This window comes from Streptomyces tyrfis (genome assembly GCF_037034285.1).
GTDB lineage: Bacteria > Actinomycetota > Actinomycetes > Streptomycetales > Streptomycetaceae > Streptomyces.
The window spans coordinates 50,444-67,963 of sequence record NZ_JBAGJZ010000013.1; the positions used below are offsets into that span (position 1 = coordinate 50,444).

Annotated in this window: 17 protein-coding genes; 2 read left to right on the top strand and 15 right to left on the bottom strand. The window is 69.9% G+C overall.

Annotated elements, in window-relative coordinates:
- Positions 1-292: 292 nt before the first annotated feature.
- On the bottom strand, positions 293-616 hold the full coding sequence (locus tag WA762_RS12540) for an STAS domain-containing protein (RefSeq protein ID WP_335935617.1): 324 nt from the start codon (positions 614-616) through the stop codon (positions 293-295).
- A 264-nt stretch (positions 617-880) separates the two neighbouring features.
- Positions 881-1,729 carry a 3-hydroxyacyl-CoA dehydrogenase family protein gene (locus WA762_RS12545; protein ID WP_335935618.1) on the bottom strand — a complete coding sequence of 283 codons (849 nt, stop codon included), beginning with the start codon at positions 1,727-1,729 and terminating at the stop codon, positions 881-883.
- Between the two features lie 320 nt (positions 1,730-2,049).
- Between WA762_RS12545 and WA762_RS12550 the strand changes: the two genes are divergently transcribed.
- Positions 2,050-2,622 carry a cob(I)yrinic acid a,c-diamide adenosyltransferase gene (locus WA762_RS12550; RefSeq protein WP_335935619.1) on the top strand — a complete coding sequence of 191 codons (573 nt, stop codon included), beginning with the start codon at positions 2,050-2,052 and terminating at the stop codon, positions 2,620-2,622.
- Between the two features lie 81 nt (positions 2,623-2,703).
- On the opposite strand, the gene WA762_RS12555 is transcribed toward WA762_RS12550, so the two are convergent.
- The gene (locus tag WA762_RS12555; RefSeq protein ID WP_335935620.1) at positions 2,704-3,246 is read right to left on the bottom strand and encodes a hypothetical protein; all 543 of its coding nucleotides are present in this window, start codon (positions 3,244-3,246) and stop codon (positions 2,704-2,706) included.
- 398 nt (positions 3,247-3,644) lie between these two features.
- Here WA762_RS12555 and WA762_RS12560 point away from each other — a divergent pair, with 398 nt between their 5' ends.
- A complete protein-coding gene (locus WA762_RS12560) occupies positions 3,645-5,522 on the top strand; it encodes a glycoside hydrolase family 18 chitinase (RefSeq protein WP_335935621.1) in 1,878 nt (625 codons plus the stop codon).
- A 427-nt stretch (positions 5,523-5,949) separates the two neighbouring features.
- Here WA762_RS12560 and WA762_RS12565 read toward each other — a convergent pair whose 3' ends face one another.
- The 12 genes from WA762_RS12565 to WA762_RS12620 form a co-directional block, all read right to left on the bottom strand.
- Positions 5,950-6,396 carry a DUF2550 domain-containing protein gene (locus WA762_RS12565; protein WP_335935715.1) on the bottom strand — a complete coding sequence of 149 codons (447 nt, stop codon included), beginning with the start codon at positions 6,394-6,396 and terminating at the stop codon, positions 5,950-5,952.
- A 140-nt stretch (positions 6,397-6,536) separates the two neighbouring features.
- Complete coding sequence (locus WA762_RS12570; RefSeq protein WP_335935622.1) at positions 6,537-6,911, bottom strand: F0F1 ATP synthase subunit epsilon; 375 nt, start codon at positions 6,909-6,911, stop codon at positions 6,537-6,539.
- A gap of 110 nt (positions 6,912-7,021) precedes the next feature.
- Complete coding sequence (gene atpD / locus WA762_RS12575) at positions 7,022-8,464, bottom strand: F0F1 ATP synthase subunit beta (RefSeq protein ID WP_335935623.1); 1,443 nt, start codon at positions 8,462-8,464, stop codon at positions 7,022-7,024.
- Entirely contained in the window at positions 8,464-9,378 is a 915-nt protein-coding gene (locus WA762_RS12580; protein ID WP_335935624.1) for a F0F1 ATP synthase subunit gamma, read from the bottom strand. The genes atpD and WA762_RS12580 overlap by 1 nt, the downstream gene beginning before the upstream one ends.
- Positions 9,379-9,381: 3 nt before the next feature.
- The gene (gene atpA, locus WA762_RS12585) at positions 9,382-10,953 is read right to left on the bottom strand and encodes a F0F1 ATP synthase subunit alpha (protein ID WP_335935625.1); all 1,572 of its coding nucleotides are present in this window, start codon (positions 10,951-10,953) and stop codon (positions 9,382-9,384) included.
- Positions 10,954-11,091: 138 nt separating this feature from the next.
- Entirely contained in the window at positions 11,092-11,907 is an 816-nt protein-coding gene (locus WA762_RS12590; RefSeq protein WP_335935626.1) for a F0F1 ATP synthase subunit delta, read from the bottom strand.
- Complete coding sequence (locus WA762_RS12595; RefSeq protein WP_335935627.1) at positions 11,904-12,461, bottom strand: F0F1 ATP synthase subunit B; 558 nt, start codon at positions 12,459-12,461, stop codon at positions 11,904-11,906. Before WA762_RS12595 ends, WA762_RS12590 begins: the two co-directional genes overlap by 4 nt.
- A gap of 38 nt (positions 12,462-12,499) precedes the next feature.
- A complete protein-coding gene (locus WA762_RS12600; RefSeq protein WP_335935628.1) occupies positions 12,500-12,751 on the bottom strand; it encodes an ATP synthase subunit c family protein in 252 nt (83 codons plus the stop codon).
- Positions 12,752-12,836: 85 nt separating this feature from the next.
- Positions 12,837-13,658 (bottom strand): F0F1 ATP synthase subunit A, encoded by an 822-nt coding sequence (atpB, locus tag WA762_RS12605; RefSeq protein WP_335935629.1) that lies wholly within the window; start codon positions 13,656-13,658, stop codon positions 12,837-12,839.
- Positions 13,659-13,883: 225 nt separating this feature from the next.
- Complete coding sequence (locus tag WA762_RS12610; protein WP_335935630.1) at positions 13,884-14,321, bottom strand: hypothetical protein; 438 nt, start codon at positions 14,319-14,321, stop codon at positions 13,884-13,886.
- Positions 14,322-14,603: 282 nt separating this feature from the next.
- Entirely contained in the window at positions 14,604-15,998 is a 1,395-nt protein-coding gene (locus WA762_RS12615; protein ID WP_335935631.1) for an MraY family glycosyltransferase, read from the bottom strand.
- A 136-nt stretch (positions 15,999-16,134) separates the two neighbouring features.
- Entirely contained in the window at positions 16,135-17,439 is a 1,305-nt protein-coding gene (locus tag WA762_RS12620) for a serine hydroxymethyltransferase (protein WP_335935632.1), read from the bottom strand.
- Between the last annotated feature and the right edge of the window lie 81 nt (positions 17,440-17,520).

Genomic DNA, 17,520 nt, shown 5'->3' on the forward strand with positions numbered 1-17,520 from the left:
GGTCGGGGGGGCCGAGCTGTCCGATGCGCGCGTTCTCGTACGGAATGTGACTCCTCGTGCGCACCGCATGGCCGATTTCGCGCGTGCCGGAATCCGACGGCGGACGGGCCGGAGCCCGCGTCGGCAACGGGCCGCGACCGTACGCCCCTTGGGGCGGTCCGGCGGGCGTCCGCGCGGTCCGTGCCGCCACCGCGCGCCCCGGCCGCGGTCACCCGCACGGCGCTCCGCGCGCACGCGGGAAGTCCGTGGCGGAGGTGGGGAAATCCGTGGTCGGGCGGGCGGCAGCCCGTGATCACACGCGCGGCAGGGAGTCCGCGGCGAGGCCGCCCTCGATGGCCAGGATGCGGTGCAGGCGGGTGGCGACCAGCAGGCGCTGCATCTGCGGCGGCACGCCCCGCAGCACCAGCCGCCGCCCGGCCCGCCCGGCGCGGCGGTGCGCGCCCATGATGACGCCGAGCCCCGTGGCGTCCCAGGAGTCCAGCTCGGTCAGGTCGAGCACCAGGTCTCCGGCTCCGTCGTCGAGTGCCGAGTGCAGGGCCGTACGGGCGTCCGCCGCGCTCCGGACGTCGAGGCGGCCCCCGACGACCAGCTCGGTGTGGTCGCCCCTGATGTGCATATGTGCTCCCCGGGAATGCTCCGTCACAAGATTTCGTCTGTCTGTTCTGTCTCTCCCACAACTGACTGCGGCGGAGACAGAGAAGTTGCCGTCTGTAAGCGAACCGATGCCGATTTCACTCCACGGAGTGACCGAGGCCCGCGACGGGCCTTGAAAGCCCGAGGGCGGAGACCCGGCGATGAAGCGCCCGGTCGCCCCGGAAGCCCCCCGCTCCTCCGGGCCCGACCGACGGCGGGTCGGGCGGACCGGAGGACCGAAAAAAGATCAGTACGTGTAGAAGCCCTGCCCGCTCTTGCGGCCGATGTCACCCGCGTCCACCATCCGGCGCATCAGCTCGGGTGCGGCGAACTTCTCGTCCTGCGACTCGGTGTAGATGTTGTTCGTGGCGTGGAGCAGGATGTCGACGCCGGTCAGGTCGGCGGTGGCGAGCGGCCCCATGGCGTGCCCGAAGCCCAGCTTGCAGGCGATGTCGATGTCCTCGGCCGAGGCGACGCCCGACTCGTACAGCTTGGCGGCCTCGACGACGAGCGCCGAGATCAGCCGGGTGGTGACGAAGCCCGCCACGTCGCGGTTGACGACGATGCAGGTCTTGCCGACGGACTCGGCGAACTCCCGCGCGGTGGCGAGGGTCTCGTCGCTGGTCTTGTAGCCGCGGACGAGCTCGCACAGCCGCATCATCGGCACCGGCGAGAAGAAGTGCACGCCGACGACGCGCTCCGGGCGCTCGGTCACGGCCGCGATCTTGGTGATCGGGATGGCGGACGTGTTGGACGCGAGGACGGCGTCCTCCCGGACGATCTTGTCGAGGGACCGGAAGATCTCGTGCTTGACGTCGAGCTTCTCGAAGACGGCCTCCACGACCACGTCCGCGTCGGCGACGGCGTCGAGATCGGTGGTCGTGGTGATCCGGGCGAGCGCGGCCTCGGCGTCCGCCGCCTCCAGCTTCCCCTTGGAGACGAACTTGTCGTAGGAGGCCCTGATGCCGTCCCGGCCACGGGTCAGGGCCTCGTCGGTGACGTCGCGCAGCACGACGTCCCAGCCCGCCTGGGCGGAGACCTGCGCGATGCCGGACCCCATGAGTCCGGCTCCGATGACGGCGAGCTTCCTGGCCACGTCTGCACCCCTCGGTTCGGTTCGCCCCTGCAGCTGGTCTGCACGGCCCCGGTCATAACGGTTGTTCACATTGTTCTTCGGCGGAGATTAGTACCCGCGAGGGTTCCTGTGACCACGAAGAGATGCGCGTCACGTCTCACATGACGGACATCACACCGACACTCCACCCGACGGCCCGCCGGGCGCAGTTGAGCCCCTTCGCGCCGCACCGTGAGCGAGGGTGCGGAGACGGGCCCCGGACCGCGTCGCCGCCCCGCCGTCCGCCGTGCCGCGTCGGGGCGTCGGGGCGGCGATGAGGGGATACGGCCTAGGCTGGCCGCATGGTCAATCTGACACGCATCTACACCCGCACCGGCGACCAGGGCACCACCAGCCTCGGTGACATGTCCCGGACCGCCAAGACCGATCTGCGGATCGCGGCGTACGCCGACGCGAACGAGGCCAATGCCGTCATCGGCACGGCGATCGCGCTGGGCCGGCTTCCGGAGGAGGTCGTGAAGGTCCTCTCCCGCGTGCAGAACGACCTGTTCGACGTGGGCGCGGACCTGTCGACCCCGGTCGTCGAGAACCCGAAGTACCCGCCGCTGCGCGTGGAGCAGAGCTACGTCGACAAGCTGGAGGCGGACTGCGACCGCTTCCTGGAGCATCTGGAGAAGCTCCGCAGCTTCATCCTGCCGGGCGGTACGCCGGGGGCGGCGCTGCTGCACCAGGCGTGCACGGTGGTCAGGCGCGCGGAGCGGTCCACCTGGGCGGCTCTGGAGGTGCACGGCGAGACGATGAACGCGCTGACGGCCACGTATCTCAACCGGCTCTCCGACCTGCTGTTCATCCTCGCGCGGACGGCGAACAAGGAGGTCGGGGACGTGCTGTGGGTGCCGGGCGGGGAGCGGTAGCCGAACCGCCCGCCGCGTCCGCCGCCGCGCCCCGGCCCGGCGGACGCCGGGTGTCCCGGGGCCCCGGGCGGGCGTCAGGCGTCACGGCTTCCCCGCGGGCTCCCGTTTCGGGAACAGGGTGTAGCTGCCCGCGATGACCACGTTGATCCCGAGCACGAACAGCATCGTCTGCTGCCATGACCGCAGCGTCGACACGTCGCCGTCGCCGACGTACCAGACGGCCGCCTGGAGCAGCGCCAGCGCCGTCAGCGAGGCGGCTCCCCAGCGGGCCGCGACCTTCCACTCGTGCGCCGCGCGCGCCATGCCGTACTTCGGCGGCCGCGCCGGCGGCGGGCCGCCCGCGAAGCGGTGGGCGACCCGGGCGTCGACCCAGCGGATGGTGGAGTGGCCGAGCCCCACTGTGAAGCCGATGTAGACCGCGGCCAGCCCGTGCTTCCAGTCGGCCACGGCCCCGTTCCGCAGGTCGATGGCCGTCACCGCCAACAGCACCAGCTCCAGCAGGGGTTCGCACAGCAGCACGGCCGCGCCCAGCCGCGGCCTCCTCGCCGCGTACCGCAGCGCGAGCCCCACGGCCAGCAGCACCCAGAAGCCGACTTCGCAGAGCAGGATCAGCGTGACGATCACGGTTCTTCTCCCTCCCGTTCTCCCCCATTCTCACGGCCGCGCGGCCCCGTTTCCTCGTCGCCGGAGACGAAATCCATCTGCTTCTTTCGATGGAGACCCCGGCGGAGACCGAGGGAGACCCGGTGGTGATTCCCTGCGGGGAGACGGGGCTTCGCCGCGCGGGTTCCCGGGCGGAACGGCGCAAAGGCCCCAGGCGGCGGCACCGGCACGGGAGTTGAGTGCGGGGAACGGGAGCACGTTCTTTGGTCTGGACCTCTTGACGATTGGTCCAGACCTTCCTAATCTCGCCGGACAACACACTGCGGTGAGTGCGCCATGACAAGGCGCGCTCTGGGCGGCGCAGGGTTTGCAGTCCACGGACCACCCCCGATTGTCCGGACCTCAACCGAGGAGCACCGTTGAGCACTGAAACCCCCCTACGCCGGACCCGATTCAGACTCGGGACCGGTAGAGCCACCAAGTCCAGAGCGGTCGCGGGCGTCACCGCGCTGCTCCTTCCGCTCGCCGCCATGGTCGGCCTGGCCTCCCCCGCCGAAGCCGCCACCTCGGCGACCGCCACGTACCTCAAGAAGTCCGACTGGGGCAGCGGCTTCGAGGGCCAGTGGACGGTGAAGAACACCGGCACCACCGCCCTGTCGTCCTGGACCGTCGAGTGGGACTTCCCCACGGGCACCGCGGTCGGCTCCGCCTGGGACGCCACCGTCACCGGCTCCGGCACCCACTGGACCGCGAAGAACCTGAGCTGGAACGGCTCGCTCGCGCCCGGCGCCAGCATCTCCTTCGGCTTCAACGGCACCGGCTCCGGCGCCCCCACCGGCTGCAAGCTGAACGGCGGCTCCTGCGACGGCGGCAGCGTCCCCGGCGACAACGCCCCCTCCGCGCCCGGCACCCCCACCGCGAGCAACATCACCGACACCTCGGTGAAGCTGAGCTGGGCCGCGGCGACGGACGACAAGGGCATCAAGAACTACGACGTGCTGCGCGACGGCGCCGTCGTCGCCACCGTCACCGGCACCACCTACACCGACACCGGTCTGACGGCGGGCACCGACTACTCCTACACGGTGCGGGCCCGTGACACCGCGGACCAGACCGGCCCGGCCAGTGCCGCCGTCAAGGTCCACACCACCGGTGGCGGCGGCGGGAACCCGCCCGGCCCCGGCGGCAAGGTCAACCTCGGCTACTTCACCGAGTGGGGCGTCTACGGCCGGAACTACCACGTCAAGAACCTGGTCACCTCCGGCTCCGCCGAGAAGATCACGCACATCAACTACGCCTTCGGCAACGTCCAGGGCGGCAAGTGCACGATCGGTGACTCCTACGCCGACTACGAGAAGGCGTACACCGCCGACCAGTCGGTCGACGGCGTCGCCGACACCTGGGACCAGCCGCTGCGCGGAAGCTTCAACCAGCTGCGCAAGCTGAAGGCGAAGTACCCGCACATCAAGGTGCTGTGGTCGTTCGGCGGCTGGACCTGGTCCGGCGGCTTCACCGACGCCGCGAAGAACCCGGCCGCGTTCGCCGAGTCCTGCTACAACCTGGTCGAGGACCCGCGCTGGGCCGATGTCTTCGACGGCATCGACGTCGACTGGGAGTACCCCAACGCCTGCGGTCTGACCTGTGACACCAGCGGCCCGAACGCGCTGAAGGGCATCACGTCCGCGCTCCGCGCCAAGTTCGGCAGCAAGAACCTGGTGACGGCCGCCATCACCGCCGACGCCTCCGCGGGCGGCAAGATCGACGCGACGGACTACGCGGGCGCCGTGCAGTCCCTGGACTGGTACAACGTGATGACGTACGACTTCTTCGGCGCCTGGGAGGCGAAGGGCCCGACCGCCCCGCACTCCCCGCTGACCTCGTACGACGGCATCCCGCAGGCCGGCTTCAACTCCGCCGACGCCATCGCCAAGCTGAAGGCCCAGGGCGTCCCCGCCTCCAAGCTCCTGCTCGGCATCGGCTTCTACGGCCGCGGCTGGACCGGCGTCACCCAGGACGCGCCCGGCGGCACCGCCACCGGCGCCGCCCCCGGCACCTACGAGGCCGGCATCGAGGACTACAAGGTCCTCAAGAACAGCTGCCCCGCCACCGGCACCATCGCCGGCACCGCGTACGCGCGCTGCGGCTCCAACTGGTGGAGCTACGACACCCCGGCCACCATCTCCTCCAAGATGACCTGGGCGAAGAATCAGGGCCTGGGAGGCGCGTTCTTCTGGGAGTTCAGCGGCGACACCGCCAACGGTGAACTGGTCGGCGCCATCAGCAACGGCCTGAAGTAACCCCTCGCGCGCCGTGGCGCGCTCCTCCGGAAAGCCACCGGGGAGACAGGTCCGCCCCCTGTCTCCCCGGTTTCCGCGTTCCCGCGGGCTCCCGCCGGAGCCCGCGGAGCGGGACCGTAGGCCACGGCCCCCGATCGGTGAGTTCACCGGCGGGGGCCGTGGCGTACGAAGAACGGGCCCGGCGCCGCCGCGCCGACAGGGCGCGCGCCCAGGGGCCGTGGCACGGGAAGAAAGAACGGGCGCGCCCCCGCCGCACCCACAGGGCCCACGCGCCCGGGAAACCGGCTCTCGCCGGGACGCGAGACGCCCCCGGAACCGACCGGACCGGCCGAATCCGTCGGCGTCCCGTGGAGCGAGCGACAGACGGAACCACGGACGGCACCACGCGCGGCACGACGAACATCCCCCGCCCGTGGGACACCGGTTCTCAGGCCACGTTGACCCGCTGGCCGGGCGGGGCCGCCTCCAGCCAGGCGAGGAAGCCGGTCAGCGCGTCCTCGCTCATGGCCAGCTCCAGGCGGGTCCCGCGGTGGAGACAGCCGAGCACCACGGCGTCCGAGAGGAGCGCCAGCTCCTCCTCGCCCTCGGGCATCCGGCGCGCGATCACCTCGATCGAGGCCCGCTCCAGGACCCGGCGCGGACGGAGCGAGTACGAGAAGACCCGGAACCAGTCGATCCGGTCGCCGCTGTACCGGGCGACCCCGTACACCCAGCCCTTGCCCGAGACATCGGGCTCCCCCGGCACGTTCCAGCGGAGGCTGCAGTCGAAGGTCCCCCCGGAACGCTGGATCAGCCTCCGGCGCAGACCGAAGACGAAGAGTCCCACCAGGACCAGGGCGACGACGAGCCCGCCCACCCACAGCGCGAGGAACATCTCCACCGACCTCCTCGCGTCGTCGAGTAACGGATACACCAGAATTTCACAGGCACCTGCATCGCCTCAGCCGCGGCACGGTCCGGAGGGGTCTCCAGGCCGTGCCGCGGCTGAGGGTAAAGCTACGTTGTCGCAGCGCGCTAGCGCACCGCCACCGCGCGCAGTCGCACTTCGGCGCGCCGCTCGGCGGCCGCGTCGGTGTCCGCCTTCGCGCGCTCCAGCGCACGCTCGGCGCGCTGGATGTCGATCTCGTCCGCCAGCTCCGCGATCTCCGCGAGCAGCGACAGCTTGTCGTCCGCGAACGAGAGGAATCCGCCGTGCACCGCGGCGATCACCGTTCCGCCGTCGCTCGTGCGGATCGTCACCGGGCCCGATTCCAGCACACCCAGAAGCGGCTGGTGACCGGGCATGACGCCGATGTCGCCGGACGTGGTGCGCGCGACGACCAGGGTGGCCTCGCCGGACCAGACACTCCGGTCCGCGGCGACCAGCTCGACGTGCAGCTCAGCAGCCAAGGGTGGCTCCTCGGGTCACCACCCGGCCGCGCCGGCCGGGTGTTGGGTCAATTCTAGGGGGCGTGGTGAGGGGGACGGGACGCGCCCGTCCCCCTCGGTGAGCCGTCGGCTCAGGAAACGCCGAGCTCCTTGGCGTTGGCCTTGAGGTCCTCCAGGCCACCGCACATGAAGAACGCCTGCTCGGGGAAGTGGTCGTACTCGCCGTCGCAGATCGCGTTGAACGCGGCGATCGACTCGTCGAGCGGGACGTCCGAACCGTCCACGCCGGTGAACTGCTTGGCGACGTGGGTGTTCTGCGACAGGAAGCGCTCGACGCGACGGGCGCGGTGGACGACCAGCTTGTCCTCCTCGCCCAGCTCGTCGATGCCGAGGATCGCGATGATGTCCTGGAGGTCCTTGTACTTCTGGAGGATCCCCTTGACGCGCATGGCGGCGTTGTAGTGGTCCTCGGCGATGTACCGCGGGTCCAGGATCCGGGACGTGGAGTCCAGCGGGTCCACGGCCGGGTAGATGCCCTTCTCGGAGATCGGACGGGAGAGAACCGTCGTCGCGTCGAGGTGGGCGAAGGTGGTGGCCGGGGCCGGGTCGGTCAGGTCGTCCGCGGGGACGTAGATCGCCTGCATCGAGGTGATCGAGTGACCGCGGGTCGAGGTGATGCGCTCCTGGAGCAGACCCATCTCGTCGGCCAGGTTCGGCTGGTAACCCACCGCGGACGGCATGCGGCCGAGCAGGGTGGACACCTCGGAGCCGGCCTGGGTGTACCGGAAGATGTTGTCGATGAAGAAGAGCACGTCCTGCTTCTGCACATCGCGGAAGTACTCCGCCATGGTCAGACCGGCCAGGGCGACGCGCAGACGCGTCCCCGGCGGCTCGTCCATCTGGCCGAAGACCAGCGCCGTCTTGTCGATGACGCCGGAGTCGGTCATCTCCTCGATGAGGTCGTTGCCCTCACGGGTGCGCTCACCGACGCCCGCGAACACCGACACACCGTCGTGGTTGTTGGCGACGCGGTAGATCATCTCCTGGATCAGAACGGTCTTGCCGACACCGGCGCCACCGAACAGACCGATCTTCCCGCCCTTGACGTACGGGGTGAGGAGGTCGATGACCTTGACGCCGGTCTCGAACATCTCGGTCTTGGACTCGAGCTGGTCGAAGTTGGGCGCCTTGCGGTGGATCGCCCAGCGCTCGGTGACCTCGGACTCGGCCTCCGGCTTGTTCAGGATCTCGCCGAGGGTGTTGAAGACCTTGCCCTTGGTGACGTCGCCGACGGGAACGGTGATGCCGTCGCCGGTGTCGGTCACCGGGGCCTGGCGGACCAGGCCGTCGGTGGGCTGCATGGAGATGGCGCGGACCAGGCCGTCACCGAGGTGCTGCGCGACCTCGAGGGTCAGCGTCTTGAGCTTGCCCTCCTCGGCCGGGTCGGCGACCTGCACGGTCAGCGCGTTGTAGATGTCCGGCATCGCGTCGACGGGGAACTCCACGTCGACGACCGGGCCGATGACCCGGGCGACGCGGCCCGTGGCAACGGCCGTCTCAACTGTCGTCGTCATTACTTGTCACTCCCCGCGGTCGCGTCGGCCAGCGCACTGGCACCACCGACGATCTCGCTGATTTCCTGGGTGATTTCGGCCTGGCGGGCCGCGTTGGCGAGCCGGGAGAGCGTCTTGATGAGCTCACCGGCGTTGTCGGTCGCCGACTTCATCGCGCGGCGGCGGGCTGCGTGCTCGGAAGCGGCGGCCTGGAGCAGCGCGTTGTAGACACGGCTCTCGACGTACCGCGGAAGCAGGGCGTCGAGGACGTCCTCCGCCGACGGCTCGAACTCGAAGAGCGGCAGGATCTCGGCCTTGCCGTCCTTCTCCTTCGCGGAGTCGAGGCTGAGCGGCAGCATCCGGTCGTCGACCGGGTTCTGCGTCATCATCGACACGAACTCCGTGAAGACGATGTGCAGCTCGTCTACGCCGCCCTCGGCGGTGTCCTTGCTGACCGCCTCGATCAACGGGGCGGCGGCCCGCTTGGCGTCCGCGTAGGTCGGGCTGTCGGTGAAGCCCGTCCACGAATCCTCGATCTTGCGCTCGCGGAATCCGAAGTAGGCGACGCCCTTGCGGCCGATCACGTACGTGACGACCTCCTTGCCCTCACCGCGCAGCCGCTCGGTCAGCCGCTCCGCCGCCTTGATGGCGTTGGAGGAGTAGCCGCCGGCCAGCCCGCGGTCGCTCGTGATGAGCAGGACCGCGGCGCGGGTCGGGTTGTCGGCCTCGGTGGTCAGCGGGTGCTTGGTGGTGGAGCCGGTCGCCACCGCCGTCACCGCGCGGGTCAGCTCGGTGGCGTACGGCGTGGACGCCGCCACCTGGCGCTGCGCCTTGACGATGCGCGAGGCGGCGATCATCTCCATCGCCTTGGTGATCTTCTTCGTGGCGGTGACGGAGCGGATGCGGCGCTTGTAAACGCGAAGCTGAGCGCCCATCGATCAGCCCTCGCCCAGGAGCTTGCCGTCCGAGGTCTCGAACTGCTGCTTGAACGCGGCGACGGCGTCGGCGATCGCCTGCAGCGTGTCGTCGGACATCTTGGCGCCCTCGCGGATGCTGGTCAGGAGGTCCTTGCGCTCGCGGCGCAGGTACTCCAGCAGCTCCGTCTCGAAGCGGCGGATGTCCTCGACCGGGACGTCGTCCATCTTGCCGTTGGTGCCGGCCCAGATGGAGACGACCTGCTCCTCGACCGGGAACGGGCTGTACTGCGGCTGCTTCAGCAGCTCGACCATGCGCTTACCGCGCTCCAGCGACGCCTTCGAGGCCGCGTCCAGGTCGGAACCGAAGGCGGCGAACGCCTCCAGCTCGCGGTACTGGGCGAGGTCGACGCGGAGACGGCCGGAGACCTGGCGCATCGCCTTGTGCTGGGCGGAGCCACCGACGCGGGAGACGGAGATACCGACGTTCAGGGCCGGGCGCTGGCCGGCGTTGAACAGGTCGGACTCCAGGAAGCACTGGCCGTCGGTGATGGAGATGACGTTGGTCGGGATGAACGCCGACACGTCGTTCGCCTTGGTCTCGACGATCGGGAGGCCCGTCATCGAACCGGCGCCCATGTCGTCGGAGAGCTTCGCGCAGCGCTCCAGCAGACGCGAGTGGAGGTAGAAGACGTCGCCCGGGTAGGCCTCGCGGCCCGGCGGACGGCGCAGCAGAAGCGACACGGCGCGGTAGGCGTCGGCCTGCTTCGAGAGGTCGTCGAAGATGATCAGGACGTGCTTGCCCTGGTACATCCAGTGCTGGCCGATGGCCGAACCGGTGTACGGCGCGAGGTACTTGAAGCCGGCCGGGTCGGACGCCGGGGCGGCGACGATGGTCGTGTACTCCAGCGCTCCGGCCTCTTCGAGGGCACCGCGCACGGAGGCGATGGTGGAGCCCTTCTGGCCGACGGCGACGTAGATGCAGCGGACCTGCTTGTTCACGTCGCCCGAGCGCCAGTTGTCGCGCTGGTTGATGATCGTGTCGACGGCCAGCGCGGTCTTGCCGGTCTGACGGTCGCCGATGATCAGCTGACGCTGACCGCGGCCGATCGGCACCATGGCGTCGACGGCCTTGTAGCCGGTCTGCATCGGCTCGTGCACCGACTTGCGGACCATGACGCCCGGGGCCTGCAGCTCGAGGGCGCGGCGGCCGTCGGTCGCGATCTCTCCGAGACCGTCGATCGGGTTGCCGAGGGGGTCGACGACGCGGCCGAGGTAGCCCTCGCCGACGCCGACGGAGAGCACCTCGCCGGTGCGCTGCACCGACTGGCCCTCCTCGATCCCGTCGAACTCGCCGAGGATGATCGCACCGATCTCGCGCTCCTCGAGGTTGAGGGCGAGACCGAGGGTGCCGTCCTCGAACTTCAGCAGCTCGTTCGCCATGGCCGAGGGAAGTCCCTCGACCTTCGCGATGCCGTCGCCGGCAACGCTGACCGTACCGACCTCCTCGCGCGAGGCCGCGTCCGGCTTGTACGACTGGACGAAGTTCTCCAGTGCGTCCCGGATCTCCTCCGGCCGGATCGTGAGCTCCGCCATCTGGGTTCCCTGCTCTCCTTGTTGGGCCCGAAGTTTCTTAAGGGGGTCTGGGGGCCGACCCCCAGGAATCTTCTGCAGTTTCTGCACGGCCCAACCGGGCCGCTGGTCTTGCTGTGGTTCTGTTGCTGCGGCGGCTCGTCAGCCGGCCATACGGCGGTTCGCCTCCGCGAGGCGCTCCGCGATGGTGCCGTCGATGATCTCCTCGCCGACCCGCACCGAGATCCCGCCGAGGACCTCGGGGTCCACGTCGAGGTTCAGGTGCATGGGCCGACCGTAGATCTTCGCCAGTGCCGCGCCGAGTCGCTGCTTCTGCCGGTCGCTGAGCGGCACCGCCGAGGTGACCACGGCGACCATGCGGTCCCGGCGCTCCGCGGCGAGCTTGGAGAGGGACTCGAGTCCCCCTTCAAGGCTACGTCCACGCGGCGCGGTGACGAGGCGCGTGATCACGCGCTCGGTGGCCGGCCGGGTCCTGCCGCCGAGCAGGCTGCGGAGCAGCTGGCTCTTGGCGGTGGCGGACGCGGACCGGTCGGTGAGCGCGGCACGCAGGTCCTTGTCGGACGCGACGATCCTGCCGAACCGGAACAGCTCGTCCTCGACGTCGTCGAGGTCCCCGCCGCGCTGGGCGGCGGTGAGGTCCGCGATGTTCGCCAGTTCCTCGACCGCGTCGACCAGGTCGCGCGACTGCGACCAGCGGGAGCGGACCATGCCGGAGACCAGGTCGACGGTCGCGCCGCCCACCTGCCCGCCCAGCAGCCGTCCGACCAGCTCGGCCTTGGCCTCGCCGGCCTGCGACGGGTCGGTGAGGACCCGTCGCAGCGAAACCTCGCGCTGGAGCAGCGCCGTCACGGCGGCCAGCTCGTCGGCGAGCCTCGTCGCGTCGGCCGACGTGCTGTCGGTCAGCGCGTCGAGACGCTCACGTGCGGCAGCCAGTGCCTCGCGGCTCGCGCCGTTCATCGGACGGCCTCGGCCTTCGCGTCGGCCTTCGCCTCGAGCTCGTCGAGGAAGCGGTCGACGGTGCCGCTCTGCCGGGCGTGGTCCTCGAGGGACTCCCCGACGAGCTTGCCGGCCAGTTCGACGGCGAGCGTGCCGACGTCCTGGCGCAGCGCCGCGGCCGCGGCCTTGCGGTCGGCCTCGATCTGGGCGTGACCGGCAGCGACGATCTCCTCGCGCTGCCGCTGGCCCTCGGCCCGCATCTCCTGCAGGATCACGGCGCCCTGCTCCTGCGCCTCCTGGCGCAGACGCGCGGCTTCGTGGCGGGCCTCGGCGAGCTGAGCCTTGTACTGCTCGAGCACGCTCTGGGCCTCGGTCTGGGCCGCATCGGCCTTTTCGATACCGCCTTCGATGGCCTCGCGGCGCTCTTCCAGAACCTTGTTGATGTTCGGGAGGAGCTTCTTGGCGAGGAAGCCGAAGACGATGACAAAGGCGATGAAGCCAATGACGAGCTCAGGAACCGGCGGGATGAGCGGGTTTTCCGCTTCCTCCGCCGCGAGCTGAACCAGAGGGTTCACGTCAGTGCCTTCCGTCGATTGGGCTGTTCGCTACCGGGTCAGGAGGTCGGGTAGACGAACGGCATGACCAGACCGATCAGGGCGAGCGCCTCACAGAAGGCGAAGCCGAGGATCTGGTTGGCGCGGATGAGACCGGCGGCCTCGGGCTGGCGGGCGAGCGCCTGGGTGCCGTTACCGAAGATGATGCCGACGCCGACGCCGGGGCCGATCGCGGCGAGGCCGTAACCGATGGAGCCGAGGTTGCCCTTGATCGCGACGCTGGACTCGGCGAGGGTCTGGAGAGCAGACATGCCCGGTTCTTCCTTCTCTTTCTTGGTCCGGTGGGGGTTGGCCACCGGGAGCTTCAGGAGGTGGGGTGTTCGGTGATCGCTGTGCTCAGTGGCCCTTGGCGAGGGCACCCTGGATGTAGCTGCAGGTCAGCAGCACGAACACATAGGCCTGGACGGCCTGGATGAAGAGTTCGAAAGCGGTCATCACGATGACCATCACGAACGAGACACCCGCGTAGGCGATGCCGATGCCGTTGAGCATGTACCAGCTGGCGATCGTGAAGAGCAGCAGCAGGGTGTGGCCCGCGAACATGTTGGCAAAGAGCCGGACGGCGTGGGTGAAGGGCCTGACCAGCAGGTTCGAGAAGAACTCGATGGTCATCGAAAGCGGCAGGACCGCGCCGAGGGACTTGTCGTAGCCCGTGAAGTTCTTGAAGGCTCCGACGAAGCCGTGCCGCTTGAAGGTCAGACCGACCCACAGCACGTACACGATCGCGGCGAGCGCGGCCGGGTACGCGATGATCGACGTCACCGGGAACTGGGCGACCGGAATGATGGACCAGAGGTTCATCATCCAGACGAAGAAGAACAGCGAGACCACGAGCGGGACGTACTTCTCGCCCTCGCGCTTGCCGATCGTCTCGTAGACGACACCACGGCGCACGAAGTCGTAGCCGGCCTCGGCCACCATCTGCAGCTTGCCGGGGACGAGCTTCGGCTTGGCGAACGCCGCCCAGAAGAAGCCGACGATGATGATCGAGCCGAGCAGGGCCAGCAGCATCGTCTTGTTGAAGTACAGGTTGCTGTCCGCGTCGCCCCAGAGGGGCTTGAACAGGAACGAGTGCAAGCCGGGTGCCGGGAAACCACAACCGTCGAAGATGTGGCAATCGGTCTCGAAGGCGAGCACCTGTGTCGGGTCAGCACTCACCGCGGGCTCCTTCAGCGTGGCGCATAGGTACGGCAACCTCGTTGTGTCGGCGCGGCGCGCAGCCGCGGTTCGGCACTGGACTGGTGTTACGGATGTGTGAGCGGCAGTCAGGCATTGAGCCTCGCGATCGAGCAGGCGTCAGCTCACATGCCCGCGCCCGCAATGCCGCAGTTGGAACCGGACGATAGCAGGGTCTTGAACCCGTGCTTATCCCGCCCCTACCCTTCACGACTTCGACCCGGCGTTCTCGGGCTTCTCGCTCTTGTCGGACTCGGGTTCGACGTAGAGGATCTTGGCCTTCATGTGCGCACGCGCCTGTGCGCCGATCCACACCAGAGTCGCCGCGACCAGGGTGATCGCGAAGGACTTCGGGTTGAACACCGTGGTGTTCTTGAATGCGGCGACGAAGATGAACAGCAGGAGAAGCTGAGCCGTGTACAGCATCAGCCCCATCGCCTGGAACAGGTGGGGCAGGGACCGGGCGGTCCGTTGCAGGACCACGAGTCCGATCCCCATGAAGAGAATCACCACGAGCGTCCCCACGACCGCGCCGAGGGCTCCCTTGCCGCCTGCGACTCCGCCGCTGATCGCGGCGGCGACGGCGCCGGCGGCAGCGGTGGGTACGGCGGTCTGGAGGAGAGTCCGGGCGTCGTTGGACGGCATGGGGCAGCTCCGCTTACTGGGGGTGGGCAGTGTGTCGTCGAGGACGAGCGTAGGGCCCGGTCCGAGTCGATGCCTCGGGCCGAAGGACCGCGCTTCTCACGTCCTTCAACTCCGTCACCGGGCCTAGTGAACGGTATCACAAACTATTTGATGAGGTCTTTACTAAGGTCTGTGCTTGCTGTCACACATGAGAGTGAATTTGCGCGTGTGAGCAAGACAACTCGATATCTCGCCTGATATTGCCCCCGATGACCGAATCGTCAGGGGGGCGAATCGGGATGGTCAGCGAGCCGAATCAGCCGTATCTCTGTCCGAAAGACGCGAACGAGCGCTCAGAGCGGTCGCCCCATTGACGCCGCGCACCCCCGCGGCAGCGGTCGGCGGCCGTTCCCGGCGCCCTCCGCCGGCTTCCCCCATCTGCCCCTCCGCAGGCCCCTGTTGGGCCTCCTGGGCCACCCCCGACGCCCCTCCGGACACCGCCTCGTCGCCGTGGGCGCGGCGGTGCCGGTAGCGGGGCGGCACGAAGCGTTCCGCCCAATACGGCGCCCGGGGCGTGAAGCGCGGCATGAGCAGCAGAACGAGGCCCAGTGCACTCAGTCCCACGATCACCAGCACGATCCACAGGGACGCCGAGTGCACGGAATATCCGACCGCGCCGAACGCGATCAACGCCGACCAGAAATACATGATCAGCACGGACCGGCTGTGGGAATGGCCGATCTCCAGCAGCCGGTGGTGCAGGTGCCCGCGGTCCGCGGCGAACGGCGACTGGCCGTTCCAGGTGCGGCGTACGATCGCCAGCACCAGGTCCGCGGCCGGGATCGCGATGATGGTCAGCGGCAGCAGCAGCGGGATGAAGACCGGCAGCATCGCGTGGGTGGCCTCGCGCTCGCTGCCCGCGAAGATCTTCATCGTGTCCGGGTCCACCTGCCCGGTGACGGAGATCGCGCCGGCCGCCAGCACGAGACCGATCAGCATCGATCCCGAGTCGCCCATGAAGATCCGGGCCGGGTGCATGTTGTGCGGCAGGAAGCCCAGGCACATGCCCATCAGGATCGCCGTGAACAGCGTCGCGGGGGCCGCCGCCTCGATCATGTGCCCGTACCAGAGCCGGTACGTGTACAGGAAGAACGCGGCGGAGGCGATGCACACCATGCCCGCCGCGAGGCCGTCCAGACCGTCCACGAAGTTCACCGCGTTGATCGTGATGACCACCAGGGCGACCGTGAGCAGCGTGCCCTGCCACTGGGTGAGCGCGACCGTGCCGATGCCGGGGATCGGCAGCCACAGGATCGTCAGCCCCTGGAGGACCATGACCGCGGCGGCGATCATCTGCCCGCCGAGCTTGATCAGCGCGTCGATCTCGAACTTGTCGTCCAGGACCCCGATCAGCCAGATCAGGGCGGCCCCGGAGAGCAGCGCCCGCGGCTCGCTGGACTGCCGGAAGACCCAGTCGAGGTTGTGGAGGTGGGCGGCGACGATCAGTCCCGCGCACAGCCCGCCGAACATCGCGATGCCGCCGAGCCTCGGCGTCGGCTCCCGGTGCACGTCGCGCGCGCGGATCGCGGGCATCGCCCCGGCCGCGATGGCGAACTTGCGCACCGGACCGGTCAGCAGACAGGTCACCGCAGCCGTGACACAGAGTGTCAGCAGGTAATCACGCACGGGCTGCCCCACAGATTTCGCCGGCCATCTCAGCCCACCTTAGACGGTCTCTCCGGTCCGCCCCGTGGCCGAGCGCGCCACGGGGCCATGGCCGAGGACACCCGGGGACGGGCCGGTGGTTCCGTCTCCGGCCCCGGTGCGGCCCCGGTCAGGCCGGCCCGCCGGGCGAGGCCCCGGACGGGTACGGCGGGTGCGCGCGGGCCAGTTCCCGGACCTCCGCGCGGACCTCCCGCGCCCCGTCCTCCTCGCGCACCGCCGCCCCGAACAGCACCGCCAGCCGCGCCATGTCCGCGTCGTCCAGGCCCTGGGTGGTGACCGCGGCGGTGCCGAACCGGATGCCGCGCGCGTCCCCGTGCGGCAGCGCGCAGGTGTCCAGCACCAGGCCCGCCTCCGCGAGCCGGGCCCGGGCGACCCGGCCGTCGACGCCCAGCGGGGACGGGTCCGCGACGATCAGATGGGTGTCCGTGCCGCCCGTGGTGATCTCGAAGCCCTCCGCCCGCAGCCCGGCGGCCAGCACCCGGGCGTGCGCGATCACCCGACGGGTGTACGCGGCGAACGCCGGCGTGGCCGCCTCCCCGAACGCGACGGCCTTCGCGGCGATGGTGTGCATCTGCGCCCCGCCCTGGGTGAACGGGAACACCGCCCGGTCGATCCGCTCGGCCAGCTCCGCGCCGCACAGGATCATCCCGCCGCGGGGCCCGCGCAGCACCTTGTGCGTGGTCGCGCAGACCACGTCGGCGTACGGGACCGGGTTCGGGGCCGCTCCCCCGGCGATCAGTCCCATCGGGTGCGCGGCGTCGGCGATGTGGTACGCGCCGACCTCGTCGGCGATCTCCCGGAAGAGCTCGTGATCGGGGTGGCGGGGGTAGGCGATCGAGCCGCTGACGATCGCCTTGGGGCGGTGCGCCCGGGCCAGGGCGCGGACCTGCGCGTAGTCGATCAGGCCGCTCTCCGGGTCCACCCCGTAGCCGATGAACTCGAACCAGCGGCCGGAGAAGTTGGCGGGCGAGCCGTGGGTGAGGTGCCCGCCGTACGGGAGTCCCATGGCGAGCACCGTGTCGCCGGGGCGCAGCAGGGCGGCGTAGGCGGCGAGCACAGCGGAGGAGCCGGAGTGCGGCTGGACGTTGGCGTGGTCGGCGCCGAAGAGGGCGGTGGCGCGGCGGCGGGCGATGCGTTCGGCGGCGTCGGCGTGCTCGCAGCCGCCGTGGTGGCGGGCGTCGGGGTAGCCCTCGGCGTACTTGTTGGCCAGGGGTGAGCCGAGCGCGGCGAGGACCGCGGGCGAGGTGAAGTTCTCGGCGGCGATCAGCTGCAGGCTGCTCGACTGCCGGTCCAGTTCCGCCAGGAGCACGGCGGCGATCTCCGGGTCCTCCCGGCACAGGGCGTCGAAGTCCTGCGGCAGCGCGCCGCCGGCGGCGGGGGGCGAGGGCTGGGCGGCGGGGGTGGTGACCGGCATCTGACGGCTCCGGGCCTGGAACGGGTGCGCTGGCGTCAGCTCCAATGTAGGCCCGCCGCGGGCCTCCCGCCCGCTGTGCGG

Coding starts and splice junctions, on each gene's coding strand:
- WA762_RS12540 (WP_335935617.1), bottom strand. CDS start 616: ATGCACATCAGGGGCGACCACACCGAGCTGGTCGTCGGGGGCCGCCTC.
- WA762_RS12550 (WP_335935619.1), top strand. CDS start 2,050: ATGGTCAATCTGACACGCATCTACACCCGCACCGGCGACCAGGGCACC.
- WA762_RS12565 (WP_335935715.1), bottom strand. CDS start 6,396: ATGTTCCTCGCGCTGTGGGTGGGCGGGCTCGTCGTCGCCCTGGTCCTG.
- atpD (WP_335935623.1), bottom strand. CDS start 8,464: ATGACGACGACAGTTGAGACGGCCGTTGCCACGGGCCGCGTCGCCCGG.
- WA762_RS12580 (WP_335935624.1), bottom strand. CDS start 9,378: ATGGGCGCTCAGCTTCGCGTTTACAAGCGCCGCATCCGCTCCGTCACC.
- atpA (WP_335935625.1), bottom strand. CDS start 10,953: ATGGCGGAGCTCACGATCCGGCCGGAGGAGATCCGGGACGCACTGGAG.
- WA762_RS12590 (WP_335935626.1), bottom strand. CDS start 11,907: ATGAACGGCGCGAGCCGCGAGGCACTGGCTGCCGCACGTGAGCGTCTC.
- WA762_RS12600 (WP_335935628.1), bottom strand. CDS start 12,751: ATGTCTGCTCTCCAGACCCTCGCCGAGTCCAGCGTCGCGATCAAGGGC.
- WA762_RS12610 (WP_335935630.1), bottom strand. CDS start 14,321: ATGCCGTCCAACGACGCCCGGACTCTCCTCCAGACCGCCGTACCCACC.
- WA762_RS12620 (WP_335935632.1), bottom strand. CDS start 17,439: ATGCCGGTCACCACCCCCGCCGCCCAGCCCTCGCCCCCCGCCGCCGGC.